This window comes from bacterium (assembly GCA_020854115.1).
Classification (GTDB): domain Bacteria; phylum Patescibacteriota; class Saccharimonadia; order CAILAD01.
On the sequence record JADZGC010000019.1, the window covers coordinates 1 to 23,038 of the forward strand.

Annotated in this window: 19 protein-coding genes and 2 tRNA genes; 5 read left to right on the plus strand and 16 right to left on the minus strand. The window is 49.2% G+C overall.

Annotation, left to right across the window (positions count from 1 at the left end):
* Window positions 1-373: 373 nt before the first annotated feature.
* Window positions 374-1,573, minus strand: coding sequence for a hypothetical protein (locus IT415_03630; GenBank protein MCC7543767.1), 1,200 nt, complete (start codon window positions 1,571-1,573; stop codon window positions 374-376).
* Between the two features lie 86 nt (window positions 1,574-1,659).
* Between IT415_03630 and IT415_03635 the strand changes: the two genes are divergently transcribed.
* Window positions 1,660-2,304: a hypothetical protein gene (locus IT415_03635; GenBank protein MCC7543768.1), complete on the plus strand. Its 645-nt coding sequence runs from the start codon at window positions 1,660-1,662 to the stop codon at window positions 2,302-2,304.
* 868 nt (window positions 2,305-3,172) lie between these two features.
* Here IT415_03635 and IT415_03640 read toward each other — a convergent pair.
* The 4 genes from IT415_03640 to IT415_03655 form a co-directional block, all read right to left on the minus strand.
* A complete protein-coding gene (locus IT415_03640; protein MCC7543769.1) occupies window positions 3,173-3,745 on the minus strand; it encodes a hypothetical protein in 573 nt (190 codons plus the stop codon).
* Between the two features lie 293 nt (window positions 3,746-4,038).
* Window positions 4,039-4,127, minus strand: a tRNA-Leu gene (locus tag IT415_03645).
* Between the two features lie 186 nt (window positions 4,128-4,313).
* Window positions 4,314-4,652 carry a hypothetical protein gene (locus tag IT415_03650; GenBank protein ID MCC7543770.1) on the minus strand — a complete coding sequence of 113 codons (339 nt, stop codon included), beginning with the start codon at window positions 4,650-4,652 and terminating at the stop codon, window positions 4,314-4,316.
* A 13-nt stretch (window positions 4,653-4,665) separates the two neighbouring features.
* Window positions 4,666-6,309 carry an FAD-binding oxidoreductase gene (locus tag IT415_03655; GenBank protein ID MCC7543771.1) on the minus strand — a complete coding sequence of 548 codons (1,644 nt, stop codon included), beginning with the start codon at window positions 6,307-6,309 and terminating at the stop codon, window positions 4,666-4,668.
* 109 nt (window positions 6,310-6,418) lie between these two features.
* On the opposite strand from IT415_03655, the gene IT415_03660 reads away from it, so the two are divergent.
* Together IT415_03660 and IT415_03665 are read left to right on the plus strand one after the other, a co-directional pair.
* A complete protein-coding gene (locus IT415_03660) occupies window positions 6,419-7,303 on the plus strand; it encodes a transglycosylase family protein (protein MCC7543772.1) in 885 nt (294 codons plus the stop codon).
* 25 nt (window positions 7,304-7,328) lie between these two features.
* Window positions 7,329-7,634 carry a hypothetical protein gene (locus IT415_03665; GenBank protein MCC7543773.1) on the plus strand — a complete coding sequence of 102 codons (306 nt, stop codon included), beginning with the start codon at window positions 7,329-7,331 and terminating at the stop codon, window positions 7,632-7,634.
* 405 nt (window positions 7,635-8,039) lie between these two features.
* Here IT415_03665 and IT415_03670 read toward each other — a convergent pair.
* The 5 genes from IT415_03670 to IT415_03690 form a co-directional block, all read right to left on the minus strand.
* Window positions 8,040-8,126 (minus strand) — tRNA-Leu (locus IT415_03670).
* 10 nt (window positions 8,127-8,136) lie between these two features.
* Window positions 8,137-9,867: a hypothetical protein gene (locus tag IT415_03675; protein MCC7543774.1), complete on the minus strand. Its 1,731-nt coding sequence runs from the start codon at window positions 9,865-9,867 to the stop codon at window positions 8,137-8,139.
* Window positions 9,868-9,888: 21 nt separating this feature from the next.
* Window positions 9,889-10,107 carry a preprotein translocase subunit SecG gene (secG, locus tag IT415_03680; GenBank protein ID MCC7543775.1) on the minus strand — a complete coding sequence of 73 codons (219 nt, stop codon included), beginning with the start codon at window positions 10,105-10,107 and terminating at the stop codon, window positions 9,889-9,891.
* Between the two features lie 3 nt (window positions 10,108-10,110).
* A complete protein-coding gene (locus IT415_03685; protein MCC7543776.1) occupies window positions 10,111-10,470 on the minus strand; it encodes a phage holin family protein in 360 nt (119 codons plus the stop codon).
* A gap of 198 nt (window positions 10,471-10,668) precedes the next feature.
* A complete protein-coding gene (locus tag IT415_03690) occupies window positions 10,669-12,132 on the minus strand; it encodes an excinuclease ABC subunit UvrC (GenBank protein ID MCC7543777.1) in 1,464 nt (487 codons plus the stop codon).
* 124 nt (window positions 12,133-12,256) lie between these two features.
* Here IT415_03690 and IT415_03695 point away from each other — a divergent pair, with 124 nt between their 5' ends.
* Complete coding sequence (locus tag IT415_03695) at window positions 12,257-12,565, plus strand: hypothetical protein (protein ID MCC7543778.1); 309 nt, start codon at window positions 12,257-12,259, stop codon at window positions 12,563-12,565.
* 73 nt (window positions 12,566-12,638) lie between these two features.
* On the opposite strand, the gene IT415_03700 is transcribed toward IT415_03695, so the two are convergent.
* The 3 genes from IT415_03700 to uvrA form a co-directional block, all read right to left on the minus strand.
* Window positions 12,639-14,651 carry a hypothetical protein gene (locus tag IT415_03700; GenBank protein ID MCC7543779.1) on the minus strand — a complete coding sequence of 671 codons (2,013 nt, stop codon included), beginning with the start codon at window positions 14,649-14,651 and terminating at the stop codon, window positions 12,639-12,641.
* Between the two features lie 109 nt (window positions 14,652-14,760).
* The gene (locus IT415_03705; GenBank protein ID MCC7543780.1) at window positions 14,761-16,257 is read right to left on the minus strand and encodes a family 16 glycosylhydrolase; all 1,497 of its coding nucleotides are present in this window, start codon (window positions 16,255-16,257) and stop codon (window positions 14,761-14,763) included.
* A 109-nt stretch (window positions 16,258-16,366) separates the two neighbouring features.
* A complete protein-coding gene (uvrA, locus tag IT415_03710) occupies window positions 16,367-19,186 on the minus strand; it encodes an excinuclease ABC subunit UvrA (GenBank protein MCC7543781.1) in 2,820 nt (939 codons plus the stop codon).
* A gap of 200 nt (window positions 19,187-19,386) precedes the next feature.
* On the opposite strand from uvrA, the gene IT415_03715 reads away from it, so the two are divergent.
* Window positions 19,387-20,148, plus strand: coding sequence for a hypothetical protein (locus IT415_03715; protein ID MCC7543782.1), 762 nt, complete (start codon window positions 19,387-19,389; stop codon window positions 20,146-20,148).
* 73 nt (window positions 20,149-20,221) lie between these two features.
* Here IT415_03715 and IT415_03720 read toward each other — a convergent pair whose 3' ends face one another.
* The 3 genes from IT415_03720 to IT415_03730 form a co-directional block, all read right to left on the minus strand.
* Window positions 20,222-21,364 carry a hypothetical protein gene (locus tag IT415_03720; protein MCC7543783.1) on the minus strand — a complete coding sequence of 381 codons (1,143 nt, stop codon included), beginning with the start codon at window positions 21,362-21,364 and terminating at the stop codon, window positions 20,222-20,224.
* Between the two features lie 86 nt (window positions 21,365-21,450).
* Window positions 21,451-22,224, minus strand: a complete 774-nt coding sequence (locus tag IT415_03725) for a hypothetical protein (GenBank protein MCC7543784.1) — start codon at window positions 22,222-22,224, stop codon at window positions 21,451-21,453.
* 37 nt (window positions 22,225-22,261) lie between these two features.
* Window positions 22,262-22,966 carry a hypothetical protein gene (locus IT415_03730; protein ID MCC7543785.1) on the minus strand — a complete coding sequence of 235 codons (705 nt, stop codon included), beginning with the start codon at window positions 22,964-22,966 and terminating at the stop codon, window positions 22,262-22,264.
* Between the last annotated feature and the right edge of the window lie 72 nt (window positions 22,967-23,038).

Genomic DNA, 23,038 nt, shown 5'->3' on the forward strand with positions numbered 1-23,038 from the left:
AGCCGCAAATAAAAAATGTAGGAAATTTTTGGGTTTTGCCCCGCGCGAGCTTGCCGAGCGCGGGCGAGGCGCAGTCAGCATTAGTTTTGTTCAAAATGGGTTCGAGCAGAGTTATATAATTCCACCATGAACGAACTTTTTCGGAAATCGTCGCCCATTCGGGCGGCTTTTTCTTTGGTTTCGCGGAGCAAAACCCAGATGTTCTTGGGGGGATTTTTTCTTCATTTAAGGAAAAGAGATTTTGTCGCGTGGTGCTGCGCTAAAGCGCAGGTGGTTCGGGGCTTGTACTTTTCAGCAGTTTTCCTCAAAATAGGTTCTAGCCTTGTCGTACAAGTACACCAGCATTAAACGCGCTTAATGCGGTGCTTTTTTATTACATCTGCCTAATGTCACCATGTAGCGTATAGAATGCATCGAGTGCGGATTCGAGCTTAGACTGGTCGCGGATATCACCATGATAGGCATTAAATAGGGCTTCAAAATGCCGATTTGTACCTGCCAGATATTGCTTATGCAAACTTAGTATTGCCAGTACCGAAACGCTATATGGAACATCGTGCGATACCCGACTCGAGCCACTTGGTGCCGTTAATATGCCAGGAGACCTGGTAGCGAGTTGAGCCAAGTATTCTGTCATACCCTCATTCGCCTGCATGCCCTGCCTATGCATCTGCAAACCACAGCGCGATTCATACTGAGCAGAGGAAGCGTGTACGAGTTCGTGCGCAATTACCCCAAGGGCATCAGCCTCCGTTCGTAGCCCTGGAGACCGTACCGATCCTTCAAATTGCACTTCGATCCGCAAGGAGCCAATACGATAGTCACCCATAGCACCTGTGTCCTGGGACGTAACTAAGCCAGCAAGATGATCAAAGCTCCCAAAGGTCGTTCGATGAATTTGTGCGGCCACCCTCTCGATCATGTCTGTGCGCAATCCAGTACTCACTGCAATTTGCTGGATAAGAGCGAATACATCCCCTTTTGTGCGCTCTAATATCTCACCATAATTTTCTCTGAGATACTGCTCACCGATCAAACTTCGACCAGCCAAATAAACAGCCATGACCTTAATCATCTCTGGGCCGGGGTTTTCTGTGATGTCAGTCAACAACTTGTCTTTACTCTGAAAGTCTCCATGAGCGATATGGTCACGGATATTTCTTCCAGTACGCGCAAGGATCGCTGCATCTAAATCTAGAGCCCAAGGATATTGAGCGTCGATAAACATGGTGGCATTAACCAGAAAATTATGCCCTATCGGCTGATCCTGATCCCCCTTCACAATACGATCATGCAGCCTGTGAACTGGATCTTCAAAGATCACGGCATGGTTTTGGAACATAGTATCAATGCTCCCAGCCTGACGAGCATTGAGGAGTATTTCTCGTTGCACTGCTCTCATCTGACCAACATCTCTTAAGGGCGTCAGACCTTCGTCGAATTCCCTGGTCAGCCGTGATAAATCGACCACCCTTGTGAGCTCAGATGCCAGAAATGTAGTATCAGTTTCTACAGGCTCGTGGGCATCCTGTACGCGCATTTCAGCATTATCATTCCTAGGTTCTTTTTGCATACAATTATTATACTTTACTGGCATACAGTATTTGCATTCCTCTCATGCTTCAAGTAGGATGAAAGTGATACTTTATGTAATTCACCATGGCAGCCAAAAAAGCAATTCACCCCTCACTAACTGAAGCCCTCCAGCAAGGTTGGCGCGCTACGTCACATTATTTTGGCTTCTACGTTACGCTCGTTCTTTTGATCGTGCTCTTCAATCTTATTCCTTCGGTTGTCGATGGCATATTCACCGACACGACCTGGTTCTCGCCGGTCATACGTGGCATCTTCATCATACTTATCGCCCTCGTTTCGCTCGGTATGGTTCGCACTACACTGCAAAGCGTCGACAACAAGGAGCCATCCCTCCCCGAGCTTTTTAAGGCTCATCTGTTCGGACGATATTTGGTCGCATCGCTGCTGTACCTCGTGGTATTTGTCGGCGGTCTCGTACTCTTCATCGCGCCTGGCATCTACTGGGGTCTACGTTATCAATTCGCAACCTATCTCATCGCTGAAGACCGTTATAGCCTTGCGGAAGCCTTTGAAGAATCAGCCCGCATGGTAGAAGGTCATGAATGGGATCTCTTCGCTTACTGGCTCGTGATGTTCCTCCTCAATGCTGTTGGGCTACTCTTCTTTGGCATCGGCGTCGTGATCACACTCCCGATCACGCTCGTTGGCTACAGCTACATCTACAAGCAGCTCCGAGTTGGCCGTACGCATCCAAAAAAGAAGAAATAACTTCACGACAATACTTGAGCCCTATTTGCATTTTTCATATAAAAGAGCCCGACGCATAGCTGGACTCTTTTATATGGTGCGGACGAGAAGACTCGAACTTATTTTAACAGATAATGACCGAGGTTGTAGCCCCGCCCAGAAAAGCCTTTGCATATTTTTTGAGATTCCCCCGCCGAGATTTTTTAGAAAAGGAAAAGGGTGTTTCTGGTCGGGTCGCGTTTCGGCTTTGCCAAAACTGGTGGCAGGTCTGGGGCGGCTTAAGCACCCGCGCTTCGCGCAGATACTTACTGCTTTTCCCGAGTTCACTTACCAGCAGGATATTCAGTCTCAATCCAATCGGCTACTGTGGTGTAAAGTTTCTTAGTGTTATAGCAAGACTGCCTAAATTGTCTTGCCGCGTCTTATAATTCAGTGGTCATCGCCTTAGACGCAAACACATAAGATTTTGGTGAGCCTTCTGATATTTCAATACCCGTAGTCGATTGCTCGGCTTTTTCTAGTCAAGACTTAGTGCTTGTGTCTTTTACTAAGTTTATATCTGTATAGCCAACAAAATAATCCGCCTTGCAACTTCGCATAAAGCTGACCACTTCGTCTTTGGTTTTTCCTGATTATGTAGCGTTTATAGCCTCACCCTTAAAATACCATTTGCCGTCTTTGTATTGCTCATATGTGCCGTCGTGCCAGAATTGTGGACTAGCACAAGATTTTTGCGCTTCTCGCGCAATAGGCACTAATTCGGGTACAAGTCTGTCGGCTATGCTTATTCTGTAAGGTTCGCCGTCTATCTTTACTAAGACTACGCCCGTTGCAGACGCTTCGGGTGAGGGGAATTGCATACCGTGAAGATTTTCCGATTCAGTTTGTTTTATATAGTAAAAACCTTAGCTTCTTCTTTTGTGATTTCTGGCTTCGCATTTGTGGCTACAAATTGCCTGTCCTCTTCTTCATTGCGTTGCTCAAACTCTTTGTTTGGTTCGCCTATACGATTTGCGACGGCAACACGCATCTGATAAACACTGTAAGCACCATACAGGACAAGTAACGCGGAGATAGCTAACGACAAGATACTAAACACAAGACCTTTGCCACGAGGTTTGTGTTTTCTCATATAAATCAGCAAGCCGATGAGGTTAATCAACGCTATTATTCCCACAGCAGGAACAAGTGTTATAAACAAAAACATGCCAATGAACTCAGTGCCCGATACTCCTGCTTTTGCTTGCTGAACTGCCCAGAACATTACCAGGAGAAAAATAGCGACTCCAAGGGCTTGCAAGATACCTAAAACAATAAAGAAATAACGCCATTTTGACGGTTTTTGTGTAGATAATTGCTCAATTTGGCTACTAGACATCGGTGTTATCGGCTGAAGAGGCTGTCCGTCTACTGTTCCTACTGGTTGCTGTGGTACCTCTGATAGTTTTTGATTTTCGTCCATATTTTCTACTTTCTTATACTTAGTGTATTATATTTACGGCAAACTAAAAAGCTCGCCGCCAGCGATGGCATAAATGCCACCTACAATCGTTTCCGACTGCGACTATCGCGAAATAGGCTCTGACGACGAGCTTTTATTTCGTGATAGATTTTGTGACCATACCTGTCCATAAATGGCGGCTCTAGGTCGTAAGCGGCAAACCACTTACGCTGATTGCACTATTTACACCGCTGTTTTGCCAGATATGGCAAAAGCCGCCCTCGCGGGCGGCAATTCTGACTTTAGTCCATTTCTGGTGCGGACGAGAAGACTCGAACTTCCACGACCTATTACGGTCACTAGCCCCTCAAGCTAGCGTGTCTACCAGTTCCACCACGTCCGCACAAAATCACTATTCAATTCCATTTAGGTACATATGCAATACGCTTGAGAGGCTTTTCGCCAGTTTATATGGAATGAACCTTAGGAGATCCATTCAAGCGGTTCCTTTTGCGTCCGCACAATATTTTCACCTATTCGAGGAGCAAAACAGCACCCATCATACCAGATATGACGCTACTTGTCATCCCTACCTCGGCACGAGCGAGGCAAGATATATCAAGCTGATACCGAGAGCGATCATTGCAGGCAAAACAAAAATAAGATTGAAATAGTAGTAAAAGCGCAATGGCTGATTCCAGATTGATCGATGCTTTTTGGGCCGCCGCTTCCAGTCGCGCAGATACGTAGCCCAGATCTGCTTCGACTGCGCAATCGTCCACACACCCACCACAATCAGTGATGCACCGAGGCCAAGCTGGCCAAGGAGATTACCCATATAGGTTAAGGCTAGAAGCCAGACAAACACTATCAAGATACCCAGTTCACTTATCAGGTTACCAGTCCGGAGAGCTTTGGAGAGAGTCATAGTGTGCGCCTGATTAGTTATCGTAATTGTTTGGCAGACTATCAGCCAGATGCTTCATGGAATACTCTTTGCGCAGTTGCTTCGGGAGGTCCAGCATCTTCACACCGATCTTGACCCCAGGGTTCAGGATATTAAGTGGATCAAAGAGTTTTTTCACCTCAACAAACACGTCGTAGAGCCGCTCACCATAAAGGCGCTTCAGATACGGTGCTCGCAAGCGACCGTCGTTATGCTCACCGCAGGTACTACCACCGAGGTCAATCACCATGCGATAGAAATCATTCATCAGCTCAAAGAGTTTCTTTCGATCAGTTGCCGCTGAAAGGTTCATAAATGGTTGCAGATGGAAATTCGCATTGCCTGCATGCCCCCAGACTGCGATATCCAGATTGTACTTTTCAAAGAGCGCGTAAACGCGTTCGATGAAAACTGGCATATTCTCAAGTGGTACAACGCCATCCTCGATCACTGGAAGAGCCTTTTTATTCCCGCGAAACTTCCAGATAATTGCCGCGGCACCACGGCGAATCTTCCAGAGTTTTGTCTGCTCAGCTGGATCGGTAGCCACACGCATGTCATAAGCTGTGTGTTCAAAGGCCTTGATCGTTTTCTTAGTCCTCGCGACCTGATCGCGCTCCTTGATGTCGTCAAACTGCACCAGCAAAACAATTCCGGGCATTTGCTCAGGGATTACTCCCTTGATCTGCTGAGGGTCGTGCTCCTTAAGAAACTCTAGCAAATGACGATCCACGACTTCTAGCGCAGATGGCTGCAGCGACATAATCATCTCGACAGCATGAGCAGCCTTCTCCATTGACTCAAAGTACCCAACTATCAAGTGATTCCTGGGTGACCACGGGATGTGCCGCAACGTCACTTCTGTCACAATTCCAAGTGTACCCTGACTGCCAACAATCAGCTGGCCGAGATCGAAGCTGCCATCACTTCCCTTCACATGCCAGAGATCATAACCAGCTGAGTTTTTGGTGACGTTTGGAAACGCGTCGGCAATGTCATCCCAATTTTCTTCGATTAGATAATCAACATTTCGATAAATATGCCCCTCGAAGTCAGTTTGCTTCTGCTTCTCGGCGAGTTCTTTCGCACTCAGCCTGCGAGTCCGTATCACCTCACCATTCGAAAGGACAACGCGCAATGACTCGACATAGTCGCGTGTCATGCCATATTTCACCGTCTTTTCACCAGCTGCATTGTTAGCCACAGCTCCGCCGATTGTTGCAAAATCGATACTCGCCGGATACGGAGGCAAAAACCGCCCGTGGCTATGCAGCAAGTGCTGCAAATCTTTATAAATCATCCCTGGCTGCACTGTGACGGTATTTTTGTCATAGCTTAAGTAGTGATTCATGTGTGCCGGAAAAGCCATCATAATACCAGTACCAAGCGCCCCACCACCCTGGTCGGTACCTTTTCCACGGGCCGTGATTGGGTGCATCTCGCCATCGACTGCACGTTCCGCGACCAAACGCACGAGCTCGGCTACATCAGCCTCATTTTGTGGATAAAAAACCGCCTCTGGCATGGCCGTAAAGACGCTTCCATCCGTAGCAAAAAACTCACGAGTTGCTTTATTTGTACTTATCTCACCGGTAACTGAGTGGCGCAGTTCTTCATAAAATGTTTGTTTGTTCTTCATAGATAGCATAAGCATAACAGTTTTTGGACTCCCCGACCAGGCAGAAGCCCCTTACTCAAAGCAACGTAAGCTTTTTGCTTTTGTGATCTGCTTTGCCTATGATAGAACTATGCGAAAACAGGCGCCAAAACTTCAATCTCGTACCGCAAGGAGTCGACTTGCTCAACCAAAAAGATTTAAGCAGCCTGTTCTCTATACCGTCCTGGCGCTGTGCATCATCGCCGGAGCACTGCTCATTTATGCCTCTTTTGCTGGGTCCATCCCAGTAGTAGGCTCAAATCCAGATTTCTGGCGACCACGTATCGCTGGTTGTGAGGCAGGATCGGGACCTACCAGCACACCAAACTACAAGGCTAACAATGGCGCAGGTCATTATGGAGCCTACCAATATGACGTTCGCACCTGGCGAGGCGCGGTCGGGCCAGAACTAGCAGCCCAGTACCCTCTTCCAAGCGACGCCCCACCCGAAGTCCAAGATCAGGCATTTTATAATACTTTCGCACGTCGTGGCAGTCAGCCCTGGAATGCCAGCTATTACTGCTGGGCGACGCCCGAGCTCAAGGGCACATCCCGACTCCCCGTACTTGGCCCGATTGGCAGCCTTCTGCCAGCTGCAACTCCAACACCTACGCCCGCACCAAATGCCTACAACATCAAAGTGCAAGGCCGAGTCTACATCGATGACAAACTCACGCCAAACGTGACGCTCAATACCTGTGTCGATGGGGTTACTACCAAGACAGATGCTGGCGGCATCTTCCGATTTGAGCTTCCTGCCGGCAAGAACTATTGTGTGCGCGTAATCGACGGACTGCCAACTGGCGCAAAGATAGTAAAAACGAATAATAACCCTGAGCGAGCCAGCGAGGCAACCTACGAGCACCAGCTATCTGACAAGAATTACTACCGTAATCTCTGGCAATTCTTTACGCCATACTACACCTGGGATCGGGCCAGCGATGAAGGTTTTGACTTTTACTATTCGGTAAAATAAACACTGACTCTGCTAAACTATAGCGATGCCAATCATTATCGCTGAGGTCAAAACTCAGTCACCTTTCGGATTTTGCGCCAAGCAAAGTTGGGACGAGCTTTTTGTATTCGCAAACACTTACGGTGATTGGCTTTCGATCCATACCGATCCCCGCTGGGGCGGCTCGCTTGAGCTTATTCGCAAAGCACGATCACTGACAGGTAAGCCAATTCTCACCAAAGGCATCCATGCTACCGATAGCGACATAGTGAATGCACTTGCTACAGGGGCCGACTATGTATTAGTGGTATGCAGATTACCAAAAATACACCTAGAGAAATGCCTCATCTAACCAAATTCGATCACTGAGCTTAAGACTCTTCCACAAGACACAAAGGCCGTTTGGAACGCCCATGATTTGAATAGCAGCTTAGCCAAAACAGAAACATTTAAACAGGCACGAGAGGCCTTTGATGGCTGGCTGTGTCGGGCAAGTTTTATTAAAGCCACCGATGATATCATGCCCGCACAGAGGCTGTACTCATAGGCGAGCACTTTATTGATTGCATACATTCAATAAAGATGAAGCAGGTACTTGGTGCGGATGAGAGGAGCGTTCGCTTGCGCTCACATTTCGCATCGTGCTCGAAGAAAACATAAGTAAACTTAGTTTTTCTTCTGTGCGCGAGCTCCACGAACCTTAGGTTTCGAGTCTGCTCATACCAACTTCAAACGCCCCTTACGGGGCGCCTGAAGTTGGTGCGGATGAGAGGACTCGAACCTCCACGGGGTTGCCCCCACTGGCACCTGAAGCCAGCGTGTATACCAATTTCACCACATCCGCAAAAGAAACTTTATTTTTTTGACTTAATAGGTGCCTGTTCGGTCGATAATGCCCACTGTGTCACTCCACGCAACCGATCAGACGGGGAGCTAAGATTGCCACGTGTCACTCCCGACAAATCAACGGTATGAGCATACAGGTAATATGGTGAGTATAGCAAGAGCGCCGGTGTATCATTAGCCCATAATTTTGTCCACTCAGCATACTTCTGATCTCTGTAGGCTGGGTCTTTTGCAATACGAGCTTGCTCGAGAAGTGTGTCGGCTTGCGCGTTCTTATATACCGACAGATTTAATCCTGGGTCGGCAGCCTGTGACGAATGCCAAAAGCTATATACATCACTGTCACCACTCAAGTCCTGCCCATAGAGCAGTATGTCATATTGACGAGGGCGAATGTACTCTTGCTGCAAAGTGTATGTATCAACGAGAATAACATCGACCGGCACACCTACATTGCGCCACTTCTCACTCAGGGCATTGGCTACGGCTGGGTATTGGCCGGCATTTGCCGTCACGAGCTTTAAGCGCTGAGAGAATTTATTCGTCAGTGCTGCGCGAGCATCGTCTGGCGAATAAGCAAGTCGAGGAGCTTGGTTTGTAAAGCCCGGATATCCAACTGGGATCGGATAATGTACAGCATTGCCCTGACCCTTGAGTATATCATGCACGATTTGATTGCGATCAATCGCTCGCCCCAAAGCCTGACGTGTGCCGGTCTCACTCAGGCCCTGACGAGAGGCATTGAAATACACCCCGACATAGGCCGGCAAACGGTACGTATCAACCTTCAGCTCTGCAAACTTCTCGATATCATCAATGCGATCAGCACCAACATTTGCTATGCCGTCGAGTTGCTGTTTTGCGTACGCGTCGATAGCACTTTGTACATCGTCAAATTGCCGAAATTCAATGCGGTCTAATAGTGGCTCACCAGCAAAATACTCTGGGTTTTGCCTTAGTGCCACGACATCAGAATTCGCTTCGAGCTCCTCGAGAATAAAGGGTCCCGTGCCGTTTGGCCGACGATTGAAGTCGTCCAGACGAAGCTGTGACTGCTTGACTCCGCGCAAACTATGCTCAGGAAGAATCCCGACCTGGGACAAGGCACTAAAGAAGTCGCTATAGCTGGCTGGCAACTGAAATTGCACGGTGTGTTCGTCAATAGCGTTTATAACTACCTTATCCCAACTTGCCGCCAAGACCGAGCGGGCATCTGGGGACTGTACAGTACGAAACGTAAAATCCACATCCTCTGCCGAGAATCGCTCACCATCATGCCAGCGCACATCACGACGCAAGACAAATGTATACGTACGTTTGTCGGCGGATACTGTCCATGACTCCGCAAGATCCGGTGTCACTACACCTGATGGTGCACGTCGTATCAATCTGGAGTACACAAGCTCAGCAACATCGGCGGTAGCTGAGTTATCAATATACAAAGGATTTACCTGGCGTACACGACCAATAATTGCCTCTCGATACACACCACCCGCCTTCGGGACATCATGTAACCACAATCGATCTAGGCCGCGATACTGAATCCACACGCCACCCAGGCAAATCACAATGACTGCCATCCAGGCTGCAAACTGCCAACGCATCAGGCCTAGCTTTCGCCATGCCCCATAGATATGACGATTCACATAATTTCGTAACCATGTGCGACTAACCTTCAGTCGTTTTGATAACGCACGACGGAAATGATGCCAGCGAAATGAAAAGTAATTTGGCTTCATAGATAAGGCTCTTGCGAGATGCTAGGCAAGCAAGAGACGAGTTATCAAACTCCCAGCGAATATTAATCCCAACACAATCGTCACCGTAAAGAGCGATCGCTCAATACCCCGCTTCGAACGATACGAGTTACTCGATCCGCCATACGCCTGGCCGAGACCACTCCCCTGATTCTGTAGGAGCACTACCAAGATAAGTAGGCACGAGCTCACAACAATAATGACATTGATAACACCTAACATACGCTACGTCGTCTCCTCCCGCTGGAAGAGTGATGAAAACAAGTAGTTTACCAACCAAACAATGATAACGGCACCAACTGCACTCGAGAGCTTAGTAACTTGAAAGCGTGGGTAGAAAAAACTCGTCACATACAGCATCGCAGCATTCACGAACAACATAAAGATCCCCATCGTCAGGACGATTGCCGGCAAGCTAAGTAGCACGACAAGTGGACGTACTAGTGCATTGACGATACCAAATACGAGCGCGGCAATAATCAGTACGCCAATCTTGTCACCGTACCCTATTCCAGAGAATAGCTGCGCCGAAACCCACAAACCAACGAAATTTACTAGCCAAGCAAAGAGAATTCGCTTCAACATAACAGGAGTTATTATAGCAATTAGCGAGTTTTTTTTCTAGTTTTCGCGGTATCCCCACCTACAAGCCGCGCTAGCGTAAACACACTCTTGCCAGATACTCGCATGCGCTTTTTAGCACTGCGCTTCCGGTCTCGCGCGAATGCCCGCGTAAGAGTACGTCCCAGTTGTGATTTTTTTGTATGTGCCATCAGAATTCCTCTAAATATGTTGTTTGATAATTTTTGCCTTACTCGGTCCGACGACCTCAGCAATCGCATCTTCATCAGCATTGGATAGGGCGCGTGTGCTCCCGAAATGGCGTATCAACCTCTTCCGTGTGGCTGGACCAACCCCTGGAACTGTGTCTAGTACACTTGTCTTGGTACGTGAATCACGCACAGAGGTATGATAGCTCACCGCAAATCGATGCGCTTCATCGCGTATCCGCTGTAGTAGCTGCAATGTTTTACTGGTATGCGGCAGCGATATGATGCGAAACCCACCATCAATCCGCTCTTCCTGACGAGCTCGGGCGGCTTGCTTCTGTATAGGCATATCTACCACTCGTTGCACAATTTCTTCGTGTCGCTTAGCCAGCCCTATGGCCGGAATGCGCACGCCGAGCTCATCGAGCACTTCGGTCGCGGCCGCTAACTGGCCCTTGCCGCCATCGATAATTATGAGATCCGGCATCGCCCAATCAGTGTGTCGACCAGAAAATCGCCGACGCATGGTTTCTGCCATCATCGCGAAATCATTCGGTCCCCTCGAGCGCATCTTAAATTTCCGGTATTCACTCTGATGCGGTGTCCCATTTGTAAATACCACCATACTCGATACCGCATCCCCACCCTGAAAGTTAGAGATATCATAGCACTCGAGTCGCTTCGGCAATCGTTGCAAGCCAATGCGCTCAGCTAAGCCGGTGAGCGCCTGGTCCGTTGTAATGTCAAAGGTTTCTTGCGCCCCAAATATCATTTTCTTAGAAAGTGCACGTAGCGCAAGATATTGATCTCGCAGGTGTGCGGCCTGCTCATACTGTTGTGCCTTCGACGCCTTCTCCATTGCTCGCTCGAGCTCGAGGATCAATTTCTGACTGCGACCTTCCAGCACCATAACAAGGCGTCGGATATTCGTGCGATACTCACGTTTTGATATGTTTGGAGCTGGCGCAACCCCTATCTGATACTCAAGAGCTGACCGTGCTACTAAGCGTGAGTTCGAAAAATACGGAAAAATCCGACGCAAGTACCGCAACGCTTCTCGTACCATTACTGTAGAGATAAATGGTCCGAAATATCGTGCACCATCATCGCTGGGTCGGCGCTGTATCGACACCTTTGGGAAATCATCCTGCATGCTGACGCGCACATAACTAAAATTCTTATCATCTTTGTCGCGCACATTATACAGTGGTTTATAACGCTTAATGAGCTCGGCTTCGAGGAATAGCGCCTCTACCTCACTCCCTGTCACAATCCAGTCAATACTGGCGATATTACTCACCAAGATTGGCGTCTTTATGTCGGCATGTTTTTTCGTAAAGTACGAACGCACTCGTCGCTTGAGCTGTGAAGCTTTACCGACATAAATTATCACCCCAGCAATATCCCTATACAAATACACGCCGGGGTCCGATGGGAGCTCAGCGAGGCGTGCTTTGAGATGTAGTGGCGCTGTCATACATGCATTATACGGGAAATCTACTTGATTTTTGAATCTATTTGTTGTAGTATTCAGCATCATTCACCTCGGTGTGACCGTTAAAAATCGAGTCACGCCACGATCTGAGAAGAAAGGAGGTGAAATGAGCACCTCACCGGAAGTCGCTGCCTTCATCATGCAGCTCAAGGAGCCCATTCCCGACGCCCTCGTGGCGTATCTGTCCAGGTGTCGAGAAGTGGCCGCCATCGAGGATCGGGGCACCACCCCCAATCCATCGCTAGTCCACGAACTGCGACGCGCAGCCGACATCCTGAAGACGAGTCACGGCTACACGCCAGAGACACTCGAACTGCTCGCCGACAACTACGACGAGATCCACGACGCAATTCTGGCCGAATTCATGCCGCCCTCGAATCCACCGAGTTCCAAGGCAAGCATGGAGGCAGCCTGACATGGCTTCAGAACCACAAACAAAGCCTCTTGATTAGTGCGCTGATGCGGCAAACCAAGAGGCTTTCATACGTTTATTGACTCGTGAAGCACCACCCAACCATACACCGCACACGAACTTTGACCGCCGCAGGTATCCCCATAATTGCCGTGTCTTTCTCCGGTACAACCGCCAAAGTATAGCGCTCATCATGCCAAATAGCTGGCAGGCCTAGGTGCCCAAAGCCACCAAAGCTCACTTCCCGTTGCTCTCCCGAAACGATTGCTAACTTTTGTTCTTTCATATGCTTACTCTCATCGCGCCCATAGATCACGAAACGCTTCGCTCCTCCTGGTGCCTGCCAACGCAACCGCATCAACCATCCACCTTTGAGTAAATCAAAAGTCGTCTGTACTGTCGGATTAGCAACCGCACCAGCTGGTAGCCCCTGTACATCCTGCTGTGAGGTGGCCGCGAAGCTGTCTTGCGTAAAGATATTTGCGCTACAGGTTGACTGAGCAAGTATTTGCTTCTGATACTGCTCGAGTATCGGCCGAGCCGTTGCTGGATCGTAGCCAAAGGCTCGAATTTGATCATCACTGATCTGACTAGCATCTATTTGGGCTAATGAAACTCCAACCCTTTGCTGTAGTGCTTGCATCTCGGGCGTAAGCTTGATATCTGGGCACCCAGGGACCGCGAGCGAAGTAGACTGTTGAGTGTACTGCCACTGTGCAACGTACCGGCGTACAGTTGCCGGATCGTAGCCAAAAGCTCGAATTTGATCATCACTTATCTTCGACCAATCCACCTGCGACAACGGCATGCCAAGCAGCCTTTCTATCTCATCAATTGGTATTGGCGCTTGCGCAATCGTACCAGTATTTGGACCGACACCCCCGCCAGGCACAACGCCCGGCTGAACCGCGACTGGCACGGGCTGCATAGCCGGAAAATCAACGGTCGCTATCTCCCAACGTGATCCCGGGATTGCCGTACGGGCTAGCTCGGATGCACTACCATCACGCCCAATCGCATAGACAAACCGCTGACTCGCTCCGTTCGCGCCGGATACGACACCATCAATGTACATCCTGGTAGCAGCAGCGTTAAACCTCAACTGATATAGCGTTGTCTGAAGAGGTATATAGCCAGCCCCTCCTGATTGTTCGAACTGCTTTTTCGTTACGTTGTATACATAGATACGATTCGGATTTGCTACGCACTGAGCGCCGCTCGGGCATCCAGTGGTAACAAGCATGAATTCCTTCCCTGGAGCTGATCGTATACCAACCGGCTGGGCACCGATCTCAAGCTGTGTCGCTTGACCGCTAACATTCATACTCAATAATTGCCAGCGTCCTCCAGCCACACCCACCGTGAAGAATGTATCGCCAATTTGCTCAATCTGTTGAGCCTCGGGGGCACTAGGTACCACCGAGAAATCCATACCCGAGAACTGGCCGATGTCTTGCTGTGACAAGCTCGATACATCTAACGCTAGTACAGTCCCGCGCGCATTCAAGACAACGAACGCACTAGCCCGTCCGATCCCCCAACGAGTGACTCTATAATCGTTGGTGAATGTCTTTTGTGACAGCACCCGACCTGATGATGCCTCAACACTCTGCAGTCGCGATCCATCGGCAGAAATCACTAGTAAGCGGTTAATTTCTGGCGCAGCATAGAGCCGTGCGCCACTACCGACCCCTTGCATAAATCCTCGAAACTTACCTGTTGCAGCATCAAAGCTAGCCAAAGACTGGCCATCAGCCAGATTTCCTCCTGCACAGGCGCGCACCGACGCATACACTACCTTATTAGCACCAAAAACCGCCATGTCATCTAGATACGCGCGGGGCTGAGAGCTAGCACACCCTGCTAGTGTCGGCATGGTTACAGATATTTGGGCTACGATTGCATTACTAGCCGGGTCAATCACCTGCACACCATTACGAAAGCCGCCATGCACATCAGCAACTACGATGATCGCATCAGTAAACTGCTGAGCGCGCAATGCAAAAATACCTATCGTACCGATAACTGTTAGTGACAAAATGACAATTAGTGGCCAGTGCGCACTAGCTTTTTTTATACGTTTTATCACTACGGGAGCCACTCTTGCCTTATGAGTACTAAATGAGCGCATCATATTCTCACAATTTTAAGGCATCGACGATAATATTTCTCAAGGTTACTAGACCTAATGTCTATGCTTAGAATTTCCACCAAGGCGTGGGCGTTGGCGTTGTTTTTTTCGTCGTTACAGTTAAGGGCGTGATGTACCCACTATCTGACACAAGCCGATTAAGATCTTTTGCTTTGTAGCTGAATTTATATGTTACACCAGGCTGGAGTCCAGAAATTGTGTAACTAGTACCCTTGGGTAGTCCTGCATCGCCTGTAGTTGTATTCAAATATGTCCAGCTACGATCAGGAGATTTTGATGGATTGCTGGCAGTTGTCCAATTCAAGCTATACCTTATATCAGAACCTGTTTTACCCCCCGTTGCTACCGGCCAATTCAATGTAACGCTCGTCGTAGAGGCTGTATAGCTAGTAAAGTTACCCACGGAAAGTGATGTTGGGCTCACGGTTGGCGCAGAAGTGCTTGTTGGCGCAGAAGTGCTTGTTGGCGCAGAAGTGCTTGTTGGCGCAGAAGTGCTTGTTGGCGCAGAAGTGCTTGTTGGCGCTACGGTAGGCAAATTGGTCGATCCGTCAGCCGGGACCCAGACTCTAATCTGATCGATTAAAAAGTTGATAGGCTTCCATGGTTTTGCGTTATCCGGAGCCTCGTGCCAATCATCCTCTGGTTCGGTAATCTCAGTCTCCATTCTAAGCTCCCATATATCCGTCATAATCGCCCTAAAATGTGATTCTGAAATACCGCTAAAGTCTGACGCTGTATCTAACACCCCACCATCTCCCCCATTGGTACGTCGAACCTCCTGACCATCGAAGATATACCTTATACCTGCAGGACTCCATTCAACGACATACATGTGGTTCTTATTATCAAGCCCAAGATCTTTCCGTGTATTCAGAAAATGTTGAGATTTAACTGCGTTAGAACCCATTATCGAGGTACCAGTATACTCCCACGGCTTATCACCATACCATTCTAAAATGTCAATCTCACCATAGTTAGCCTGTCCCCAACTCGCTTGCTTATTTCGCAACCAGAGTGCAGACCAAACGCCTAGCTGCGTTGAAGGCACCTGTGCAGATATCTCAATCCTGCCAGCTTTCCAGGTATTTTTAGAAACCACTTTTCCAGATGTATACACTGTTTGCTTGCCGGCTGGACAAACTGCGCCGTCCCACTGTGCATTTGAAGTTATCGGATCTTCGCCTTGAGTAAGGCAGTGACGAGCTGATCGCAAGTCTAGTTTGCCATCATGAACTGAAACGTTGAATGCCTTGTATATTCCTTGGTGATGATCATCGTGGCTCGTACCACTTTTCGTAGTAATTGACCAGGCATTAGTATTTAAAGCTGTGCCGTTAAAATCTTCTTGGTATGCTAAGCTCCACCCATTCGATACGACAGCGGCTCGTGAGTAAATGACATATACTATCCCAATGATAGCTAAAGCAGCACCGACGAACACATATGATAATGGATTAAATCTCTGGAATGGGGTTATTTTTGATAACTTAACTATTTTTTTACGTGCCGTACTTGTTGTATTCTTTCTTTTTTTGCTTACCATATAAATCCTCTACGATGTAATATTGATAGTTACTAATGTTCAAACAAATCATCGTATAAAATACTTATGCTGTCAACCACAGCCGTATGACTACTGCCTGGATGTAAAATTAAACCTTTTTTAGTAAACGCTGAAGATATTTGCCCGTATAACTCGTCTCGATCAATGCAACCTGTTCGGGTGTCCCTTCGCCCACAATCGTGCCGCCACCAGCACCTCCTTCTGGCCCCAGATCAATGAGCCAGTCTGCCGACTTGATAATATCAAGGTTATGTTCGATAATCAGCACGCTATTGCCCATCTCTACCAGTTGATGAATGACTTCGAGCAAACGTCTAACGTCCTCAATATGCAGCCCTGTCGTTGGCTCATCAAGAATATACATCGTCTTACCGGTAGCTCGACGAGACAACTCAGAAGCCAACTTAATACGCTGTGCTTCGCCACCCGACAACGTTGTAGCTGGCTGGCCAAGCTTGATATAGCCTAAGCCAACATCATTAAGCGTGCCAAGCCTCTTTGCAATTGTGGGTATGTTTGCAAAGAACTCGGCCGCCTCCTCGACAGTCATAGCAAGTACATCAGCGATTGTCTTATCTTTGTAGGTAATCTCGAGCGCCTCGCGATTGTATCGCTTCCCATGGCAGGTCTCACACGTCACATACACATCTGGCAGGAAGTGCATTTCGATTTTGATAATACCGTCGCCTTTGCAGGTCTCGCAGCGACCACCCTTCACATTAAAGCTAAAGCGACCGGCAGAATATCCCCGAATCTTGGCTTCTTGAGTTTGCGCAAACAGATCACGTATGTCAGTGAAGGCACCCGTGTAGGTGGCTGGGTTGGAGCGTGGCGTACGCCCAATCGGACTCTGATCGATGTCGATTACTTTGTCGAGGTGCTCAACCCCATCGATCCGCTCGTGTTTTCCAGCTGGTTCTTGCGAACGATGGTATTCTTGACTGAGCTTGCGTGCCAAGATGTCATTGATGAGCGAGCTCTTGCCCGAACCAGACACACCGCTAATCACCGTCAGCATACCAAGTGGAATTGAGACGGTGATATCTTTGAGATTGTGTTCTTTTGCACCAACGATCGTCAGTGTCTTACCATTACCCTTGCGCCGCTTGGTTGGAACCGGGATGGATTTGGCTCCTGAGAGATACTGCCCGGTGATTGAGTCCTTATTCTTCATCACTTCCTGCGGCGTGCCTACCGCGACAACTTCTCCGCCGTGCTCGCCAGCAGCTGGGCCGATATCCACCACGCAATCAGACGCGAGAATCGTGTCTTCATCATGCTCTACTACTATCACGGTGTTGCCGAGACTCTTCAAGCGCTTGAGTGTGTCGATCAAGCGATCATTATCACGCTGATGTAAGCCAATCGAAGGTTCATCAAGGATATACAGCACACCCATCAATGAGCTCCCTATCTGTGTAGCCAAGCGAATACGCTGTGCTTCACCTCCCGCCAAGGTATTTGCCGCTCGATCAAGCGTGAGATAATTTAGACCGACATCATTTAAGAATGTCAGTCGCTCGCGGACTTCCTTAAGAATCTGCTTGGCTATCTTCAGCTCGTTTTCATTCAGTGCCAACTCTGTAAAATACGCTAGTGCTGCATCAACGCTCATCTCAGTCACATCGGCGATAGACTTATTATCGATCGTGATCGCCAACACTTCAGGCTTGAGGCGCCGACCATGACACGAAGGACATACCTGATGCGTCATATAACGCTCGATTTCGCCTTTCACAAAATCACTATCACTCTCGCGGTAGCGGCGCTCGAGATTTGGGATGATGCCTTCGAATGTCGTACGATATTGACGACCAGCTGGGCCAGGCACCATGATAGTTTCGTCACCCGCACCATAGAAAAGAATCTTCAGCGCAGCTTCACTAAGCTCTTGTACTGGCACATCAAGCGAGAACTTATGCGCTTCAGCAACTGCTCCAAGGAGCTTACCATACCACGTCATACGACTCGTCGTGCGGCTCCATGGACGAATCGCCCCCTCGCTCACACTGAGGCGGCGATTTGGCATGACCAAGTCAGGATCGACAACAAGCAGAGCACCGAGTCCCGTACAATTCGGGCAGGCACCATGCGGGGCATTAAATGAAAACAATCGTGGCTCGATTTCTGCCAGCGAAAAGCCAGAATTTGTGGTCGTGTAGTGTTCAGAATAGACACGTTCTTGCTTAGTGGCGAAATCTTGCACAATAATGACCCCCTCGCCGAGCTTGAGTGCCTGCTCAACAGCTTCGGCGAGCCGCTGATGTTCCTCCTTTTCAACCGCTAAGCGATCAACTACCACTTCGATGGTGTGCTTCTTTTGCTTCTCGAGCCCACCAACTTCATCAAGCTCGATGTCAGCGCCGTCGACGCGTGCCTTAAGATAGCCTGCCTTCACGAGCTCAGCGATGACATGCCGGTGCTCACCCTTCTTGTCTTTGACGACCGGCGCATAAATTACCACTCGTGTGCCGGCAGGATATTGCTCGATAGCTTCAACAATTTGCGCAGAGGTCTGACGAGTCAATACTTCGCCAGTCTCTGGGTCGTGCGGGATACCAATGCGCGCAAACAGCAGGCGCAAATAATCATAAATCTCGGTCACTGTCGCCACCGTCGAGCGTGGATTACGGCTAGTAGACTTCTGATCAATAGAGATGGCTGGCGACAAACCTTCTATCTGATCGACATCCGGCTTCTCCATGAGCCCCAAGAATTGGCGAGCATACGCCGACAAACTCTCGACATATCGACGCTGACCCTCTGCATAGATGGTATCGAAGGCGAGACTCGACTTACCAGAACCTGAAAGCCCAGTGATGACAACCAGCTTATTGCGCGGTATTTCGAGATCAATATTTTTGAGGTTATGTTCGCGTGCACCTCGGATAATTAACTTGTCATTCATCTATGCCTCCAGAGTAGAATATATGGTTTTGTAGCCGGCTTGCTGTCACCACAAACTAGGCAGAAATTATACGCGCATTTTCGCTTTGCTTCAAGCTATGGACTACAGCACTTGAACTGCAAAAACGTGTCAGCTAACGATGCTTTACTGCTCCATGAAGAATTGGGTATAATCAAAGAAAGCATAAACGGGATATATTCATGTCACCAAAAGGTCCAGATACATCACATACGCCAGGAGCACTCGACGCCGTAATGCAGGATGCGGCAAATGCTGCACCAGCTCCGAGCGCCGGTGAGTCAGTACCAGTAACCGTCGCTCCGACTACGGAGTCAACTGCAACGCCTGCCACAGATGTAGCCCCAACAGAACCTGCAGGAGCACCGGCAATGGCCCCCGGCAGTATGGTCTCACCAGGACAAGGCTTTGATCTTGGGGATACACACACCATCCAAGCTACTACCCCGTTCACAGAGAATAATCCTGATGCAGCCACCGAGCTCAATGGTGGGCCCGCCCCAATTCCAGCTCCTGAGCCGCAATCAGCACCAGCACCAACGCCAGCACCAGCTCCGTCAGTAATAGGACCAGCAGAGGCTGAAATTCCAGCCGTCAACACTACGCCCTCCGCTGAAACTACAGCTACCAGACTAGCGCCAGAACCAGAATCAAATCCACCTGTCACCCCCTCGATCCCAGTAGTCGACAAGCCTTTCGTAGCTGGACCCGATGGTAAGCCAACCGGATCTCAGGTGCTAGGTGAAGGTGATACGCTTGTAGTTGACAGTCCAGAGAAGCATGAAAAACAAGAATTCCAGCAGTGGGTTGCAAATGCGAAAGAAGGCTTAATTAAGATTCTCGATAAGGAGTCAAGGGACGGGGCTCTCTCTCCAGATGATTTAAGCCGTAAGGCACTATTCTTAGCAGTTGTTCAAGCAGATCACGAACAAAACAAGAATTAAGCCCTAGATTATCCACGAAAATACCCGCCTGAAAGCGGGTGTTTTCGTTAAGCGGCGGATCTAGATAGCTTACTTATTTCTTCAAGGCAGCAAGCTCGGTTCGAACCTTCTGCAATCCCGTCTCCAGATCATCGATGTGTTGCTCGAGTCGGGCAACTGCAGCCTGCACTTCGGGCGAATCATGCGTTGCAGACACTTCTGTCGTGGCATTTTCGCTAGCAGTAGCTGTAGCGTTAGGCGTAGCATCAGACTTATCGTCCTCAGCCTTGTCAGCTTCGTGCCCAGTCGTAAAATCAGGATGCGTCGCGAATATCTGGTCAACTTGGTCTTGCGCGGTTGATAAAGCAGCCCGACCCTCTTCCCCAGCTACACTAACATCTGAGGCTGGGGCTACTTCAGCCTGAGAAGATACTTCTGACTGCGCTGCCTGCCAAGCTTTCCCTTCATCGACAGGTGGCATTGGGGGTTCGATATCAACGACTGCATCCGTTTTGGTTGAATCTGAGGTAACGCTGTCTGCACTTGATGCCAATTCCTGCTGCGTACTACTATCCGACATCGGCTGGGCGCCGGTCTCTACGCCAACTGTATCATGGGATGAGCTGTCTATTTGCCCATCTGCATCCTTCGATTCGACACTCCCCACAGACTCATCAGTATCTGCGGTGTCCACTTCTGAACTCGAGGCGTCAGGCTGGTTCTGGCTATCAACTTGCTCAGCAGTTGCTGATGCGTCAGCTACGGGAGCCTCTGTTTGCAGTCCATCAATACTAGCGACCGCATGCTGGCTTAAGTCGAGTGGTGCTGTATCATCTTTTGGCACCGCCAATACATCTGAAACACTCCCCTTTAATTCATCTACAGACCCCGATAGCGATGCTCCACTCATTGTACCCGATTCAGAATCATGCTTGCTTCCGTCAAGAACATCCTTTGAGTCGCCACTTGGAGTATCTGCCGAAACTTCATGTAACTGTAAAGTGTCGTCACTCCCACCTGCAGAAACTTGTGAGGCATCTGTGTTCTTGGAAGCGAAATCAATTGGATCGAGGGAAGGCGCGGGTGCGGAGTCTGATGAAGTATCAGCCACACCTACACTTGCAGCGTCCTGAGGCTGGATTACATTTGCATCGTCAGACTGTACTTGCGCCCCATCGTGATGTCCAAAAATCTTCGAGAAAAAGCCTTCTTTCTTATGTGTGTCGTCTGAATGCATGCTACTCCTGGTGGCCTCCGCTATTATCCTTATGGTTATTAGTAAGTATACCAAACGATCACGTCGAGTGGCTAGTCACGCACCTATTACTCTGAAGCTTCACCGTTGCCTGGTGATTGCCAGCAGATGAATTCCGTAATGAGCACATTCTTCGCCATATCTTGGCTCGCTCCCGGATATTGAAAGACTACTCGTGCGGTCATAGATTTTGGAAATATATGCGCAGCACCGACAAGCATCTCTCTAGCCGTTTCACTCCAAACAAAGCAACGACGTACTCTATACATATCACTTTCCTGGTCTCTCGACCACACATCTGGGTATGCCTCAACCATATGATCAAACTGCGGCCGTAGCGCATCAGCAATCCTGTCCTGCTCGTATGCTACCCACCGTTCGGCAGGATACGTTTTCTCATAATCTCCTTCGGACCCCACTTTTTCGAGCTTCACAGTCTCACCCGTAAGCTTGGCTCGCCAGCCATCCTCCACAGATCCATTACTGCGCAGCACGACAACATTGTCTGCGACAAACTGACCAGCCTCATCACCGCGAAACCGATATGGGAGACCACGTCTTTCGATGGCGTCTTGAAAAGCGCCCTCAATCTCTAACTGAGCATCATTTATCTCTGACTGTAAGATACGCATACGCTCCAGCGCAGCGCCGAGCGCACTCTGTTCAGTAGGCTCAACCTGATCACGCTCGCGCGCGCTGATATCAAGCGGTTCGCCTGAAGTCTCTACCCTCACAGGGACTCGATCAATCAGCTCTTGGCGTAATGGCGAGGCGGGGGTTGCATCCACTCGCTCCCCCTCGAGGGGTTCGTCTTTCCACCATCTATCTTCTTGGTCTATCATCACCCTATATACTACTTATGTTTACTCAGAGAGTCAATCAGCGAGCCTGATACATTCTGCCATGCCAGGAACGGACTTGCGTGATTGCCATGTCAAGTTTCTGGTCAAGTGCCTGGGCTCGATCCGGCGAAACGCGCAGCTGGCGACCCTCGCGAAGATTGGATAGCTGGCTAACAGCAAGGATTGCTTTTTGTGCTATCTCAGTCATATTGCGGTCCAGCACCCCGCGGATTGATTTGATAGTTGCCATATCGGCTAGCGTTTCGTATTCGCCGCTATTGCGCGCCAGCCCTTGCAAAAGCATTTCCGCATCTCCCTGCGCACCATGGAGAGTCTGAGCAACAGCTGCCAAGTCTGGGTTTGATTGCAAGAGGCTTACTACCTCAGGCAAAACATCCCGAATAATTGACTCAAGATTTCGCGCCTGTTGCTGCGACTGCGTGGCGAAGGCTATCAGCTCTTGGCGGGCCCGCACAACTTCAGGGCTAAGCCCTTGTGTTTCTTGCGACTCGATCGGCTCAGACGTATCCTCCATAGCTTCCTGTCCAGACGCTGTCACCCGAGTTTCGCGTTGCTGCTCTACACTCGGAGCCGATTCGCCGGCCTGAGCAGGAGCCGCATCTACCCCAGTCGTCCGCGTTTCAGCAGCAATCTTCATGAGGTCGGCCTTGAGAGTCGCACTATTTCCGCGCCCAACATCACCTTCGGCTTCTTGTGGGGTGGGCAATTCGCGTGGGTTCATGCGACTATTGTACTCTGTCGAACAACATCAATACAACGCACCGCATAGACCTATACTAAACCTGGAGGGTGT

Coding starts and splice junctions, on each gene's coding strand:
- IT415_03715 (MCC7543782.1), top strand. CDS start 19,387: ATGTCACCAAAAGGTCCAGATACATCACATACGCCAGGAGCACTCGAC.
- IT415_03720 (MCC7543783.1), bottom strand. CDS start 21,364: ATGCATTCAGACGACACACATAAGAAAGAAGGCTTTTTCTCGAAGATT.
- IT415_03640 (MCC7543769.1), bottom strand. CDS start 3,745: ATGGACGAAAATCAAAAACTATCAGAGGTACCACAGCAACCAGTAGGA.
- IT415_03675 (MCC7543774.1), bottom strand. CDS start 9,867: ATGAAGCCAAATTACTTTTCATTTCGCTGGCATCATTTCCGTCGTGCG.
- IT415_03725 (MCC7543784.1), bottom strand. CDS start 22,224: ATGATAGACCAAGAAGATAGATGGTGGAAAGACGAACCCCTCGAGGGG.
- IT415_03685 (MCC7543776.1), bottom strand. CDS start 10,470: ATGTTGAAGCGAATTCTCTTTGCTTGGCTAGTAAATTTCGTTGGTTTG.
- secG (MCC7543775.1), bottom strand. CDS start 10,107: ATGTTAGGTGTTATCAATGTCATTATTGTTGTGAGCTCGTGCCTACTT.
- uvrA (MCC7543781.1), bottom strand. CDS start 19,186: ATGAATGACAAGTTAATTATCCGAGGTGCACGCGAACATAACCTCAAA.
- IT415_03705 (MCC7543780.1), bottom strand. CDS start 16,257: ATGGTAAGCAAAAAAAGAAAGAATACAACAAGTACGGCACGTAAAAAA.
- IT415_03730 (MCC7543785.1), bottom strand. CDS start 22,966: ATGAACCCACGCGAATTGCCCACCCCACAAGAAGCCGAAGGTGATGTT.
- IT415_03635 (MCC7543768.1), top strand. CDS start 1,660: ATGGCAGCCAAAAAAGCAATTCACCCCTCACTAACTGAAGCCCTCCAG.
- IT415_03690 (MCC7543777.1), bottom strand. CDS start 12,132: ATGACAGCGCCACTACATCTCAAAGCACGCCTCGCTGAGCTCCCATCG.
- IT415_03665 (MCC7543773.1), top strand. CDS start 7,329: ATGCCAATCATTATCGCTGAGGTCAAAACTCAGTCACCTTTCGGATTT.
- IT415_03630 (MCC7543767.1), bottom strand. CDS start 1,573: ATGCAAAAAGAACCTAGGAATGATAATGCTGAAATGCGCGTACAGGAT.
- IT415_03650 (MCC7543770.1), bottom strand. CDS start 4,652: ATGACTCTCTCCAAAGCTCTCCGGACTGGTAACCTGATAAGTGAACTG.
- IT415_03660 (MCC7543772.1), top strand. CDS start 6,419: ATGCGAAAACAGGCGCCAAAACTTCAATCTCGTACCGCAAGGAGTCGA.
- IT415_03655 (MCC7543771.1), bottom strand. CDS start 6,309: ATGAAGAACAAACAAACATTTTATGAAGAACTGCGCCACTCAGTTACC.
- IT415_03695 (MCC7543778.1), top strand. CDS start 12,257: ATGAGCACCTCACCGGAAGTCGCTGCCTTCATCATGCAGCTCAAGGAG.